3 protein-coding genes and 2 pseudogenes are annotated in these 3,226 nt (G+C 42.1%); 4 read left to right on the forward strand and 1 reads right to left on the reverse strand.

From position 1 onward, the window contains the following. A pseudogene (gene pavA, locus SMIDD26_RS04105) lies at positions 1–730 on the reverse strand (Rqc2 family fibronectin-binding protein PavA); the annotation flags it as partial. A gap of 104 nt (positions 731–834) precedes the next feature. On the opposite strand from pavA, the gene ybeY reads away from it, so the two are divergent. The 4 genes and pseudogenes from ybeY to mutM all read left to right on the forward strand — a co-directional run. Further along, the gene (ybeY, locus tag SMIDD26_RS04110; RefSeq protein ID WP_050087424.1) at positions 835–1,332 is read left to right on the forward strand and encodes an rRNA maturation RNase YbeY; all 498 of its coding nucleotides are present in this window, start codon (positions 835–837) and stop codon (positions 1,330–1,332) included. Continuing rightward, complete coding sequence (locus SMIDD26_RS04115) at positions 1,313–1,708, forward strand: diacylglycerol kinase family protein (protein WP_000378165.1); 396 nt, start codon at positions 1,313–1,315, stop codon at positions 1,706–1,708. The genes ybeY and SMIDD26_RS04115 overlap by 20 nt, the downstream gene beginning before the upstream one ends. 16 nt (positions 1,709–1,724) lie before the next feature. Next, the gene (gene era / locus SMIDD26_RS04120) at positions 1,725–2,624 is read left to right on the forward strand and encodes a GTPase Era (protein WP_061439097.1); all 900 of its coding nucleotides are present in this window, start codon (positions 1,725–1,727) and stop codon (positions 2,622–2,624) included. Positions 2,625–2,672: 48 nt separating this feature from the next. Further along, positions 2,673–3,226 (forward strand): annotated as a pseudogene (mutM, locus tag SMIDD26_RS04125) (DNA-formamidopyrimidine glycosylase); the annotation flags it as partial.

The following is a 3,226-nucleotide window of genomic DNA, read 5'->3' on the forward strand; positions in this document are numbered from 1 at the left end:
AAGGAACTGGACTGAAGGAAGTCTCAGTCAAGCATGGCTTGGTTTCTTGATTGAAAAAGTTTCGGAAAGTGGAAAGTTTTTCACTAACCAGAATGTTTTCCAATTCATTTGCCGTATCGCGTCCCAGACCTTGAAAGAGGCTTTGAAGGTTCTTAGCGGTCGTTTCCTGTGTTTGAAGGATTTCAAAGAGCTTTTCATCCTTGATCGTGAAAGGATTGAGAGATTCCGTACTTGGCGGAGCGATGTAGGTAGACCCAGGCAGCAAGGTACGGTAGCTATTTTGTGAAAAGCCGACGTGTTTAATAACTTCGAGGATTTTATGACTGCTTTTATCAACCAGTAGAATATTACTGTGTTTGCCCATGATTTCGATAATCAAGGTAGCCTGAATATGGTCTCCAATCTCGTTTTTATTGGAAACTGTCATTTCCACAATACGGTCATTTTCCACTTGCTCAATCGACTCAATTAGGGCACCCTGCAAATATTTTCTTAAAACCATGATAAAGGTAGAAGGCTGGGCTGGGTTTTCAAAAGTCGTTTGGGTCAGCTGAATGCGTCCAAAAACTGGATGGGCAGAAAGGAGCAGGCGATGGCTTTGGCGATTGCTGCGGATTTGCAAGACCAATTCTTGTTCAAAAGGTTGATTGATTTTCTGAATGCGACCATTCACTAACTCTCTTCGCAATTCCTCAACCATGTGATGTAAAAAAAATCCGTCAAATGACATCGTTCTCTCCTTGTGATTGTATTCCATAGTATTATATCAAAAAGGTAGAATAAAATCATGGAAATGTGGTATAATAAAGCCAAGTAAAGAGAAACGAGAAGCACATGTATATTGAAATGGTAGATGAAACTGGTCAAGTTTCAAAAGAAATGTTGCAACAAACCCAAGAAATTTTGGAATTTGCAGCCCAAAAATTAGGCAAAGAAGACAAGGAGATGGCAGTCACTTTTGTGACTAATGAACGTAGTCATGAACTCAATCTGGAGTACCGTGACACAGACCGTCCGACAGATGTCATCAGCCTTGAGTATAAACCAGAATTGGAAATTGTCTTTGACGAAGAGGATTTACTTGAAAATCCGGAATTGGCAGAGATGATGTCTGAGTTTGATGCCTATATTGGGGAATTGTTCATCTCTATCGATAAGGCTCATGAGCAGGCTGAGGAATATGGTCACAGCTTTGAGCGTGAGATGGGCTTCTTGGCAGTACACGGCTTTTTACATATCAACGGCTATGATCACTACACTCCGGAAGAAGAAGCGGAGATGTTCGGTTTACAAGAAGAAATTTTGACAGCCTATGGACTCACAAGACAATAAACGAAAATGGAAAAATCGTGACCTGATATCCAGTTTAGAATTTGCTCTCACAGGAATTTTTACTGCCATCAAGGAAGAACGCAATATGCGAAAACATGCAGTGACGGCTCTTGTGGTCATCCTTGCAGGTTTTGTTTTTCAGGTGTCACGAATCGAATGGCTCTTTCTCCTATTGAGCATTTTCTTGGTAGTAGCCTTTGAAATTATCAATTCTGCTATCGAAAATGTGGTGGATTTAGCCAGTCACTATCACTTTTCCATGCTGGCTAAAAATGCCAAGGATATGGCGGCTGGCGCGGTATTAGTGGTCTCTCTTTTCGCAGCCTTAACAGGCGCATTGATTTTTCTCCCACGAATCTGGGACTTAATATTTTAAACAGTAAGAGGAAATTATGACTTTTAAATCAGGCTTTGTAGCCATTTTAGGACGTCCCAACGTTGGGAAGTCAACTTTTTTAAATCATGTCATGGGGCAAAAGATTGCCATCATGAGTGACAAGGCGCAGACAACGCGCAACAAAATCATGGGAATTTACACGACTGATAAGGAACAAATCGTCTTTATCGACACACCAGGGATTCACAAGCCTAAAACAGCTCTAGGAGATTTCATGGTTGAGTCTGCCTACAGTACCCTTCGCGAAGTGGATACCGTTCTTTTTATGGTGCCTGCTGATGAAGCGCGTGGTAAGGGGGATGACATGATTATCGAGCGTCTCAAGGATGCTAAGGTTCCTGTGATTTTGGTGGTGAACAAGATTGATAAGGTTCATCCAGACCAGCTTTTGTCTCAGATTGATGATTTCCGTAACCAAATGGACTTCAAGGAAATTGTTCCAATCTCAGCCCTTCAAGGAAATAACGTCTCTCGTCTAGTGGATATTTTGAGTGAAAATCTGGATGAAGGTTTTCAGTATTTCCCGTCTGATCAAATCACAGACCATCCAGAACGTTTCTTGGTTTCAGAAATGGTTCGCGAGAAAGTCTTGCACCTAACTCGTGAAGAGATTCCGCATTCTGTCGCAGTAGTTGTGGATTCTATGAAACGAGACGAAGAGACAGACAAGGTTCACATCCGTGCAACCATCATGGTCGAGCGCGATAGCCAAAAAGGGATTATCATCGGTAAAGGTGGCGCTATGCTTAAGAAAATCGGTAGTATGGCCCGTCGTGATATCGAACTTATGCTAGGAGACAAGGTCTTCCTAGAAACATGGGTCAAGGTCAAGAAAAACTGGCGCGATAAAAAGCTAGATTTGGCTGACTTTGGCTATAATGAAAAAGAATACTAAGTAGAGGTGGGCTCATGCCTGCTTCTTGTTTTTACAGAAGGAGGACTTATGCCTGAATTACCTGAGGTTGAAACCGTTCGACGTGGCTTAGAAAAATTGATTTTGGGAAAGAAGATTTCGAGTGTAGAAATTCGTTATCCCAAGATGATTAAGACGGATTTGGACGAGTTTCAAAAGGAAGTGCCTGGTCAGATTGTTGAGTCAATGGGACGTCGTGGAAAATATTTGCTTTTCTGCCTGACAAACAAGGTCTTGATTTCCCATCTACGGATGGAGGGTAAGTATTTTTACTATCCAGACCAAGCACCTGAACGCAAGCATGCCCATGTTTTCTTCCAATTTGAGGATGGTGGCACGCTTGTTTATGAGGATGTTCGCAAGTTTGGTACTATGGAACTCTTGGCTCCTGACCTTTTAGACGCCTACTTTATTTCTAAAAAATTAGGTCCTGAACCAAGCGAACAAGACTTTGATTTACAGGTCTTTCAAGCTGCCCTAGCCAAGTCCAAAAGCCTATCAAATCCCATCTTTTGGACCAGACTTTGGTAGCTGGACTTGGCAATATCTATGTGGATGAGGTTCTCTGGCGAGCTCAGGTTCAT

The organism is Streptococcus mitis (genome assembly GCF_001579035.1).
Classification (GTDB): Bacteria; Bacillota; Bacilli; order Lactobacillales; family Streptococcaceae; genus Streptococcus; species Streptococcus mitis_J.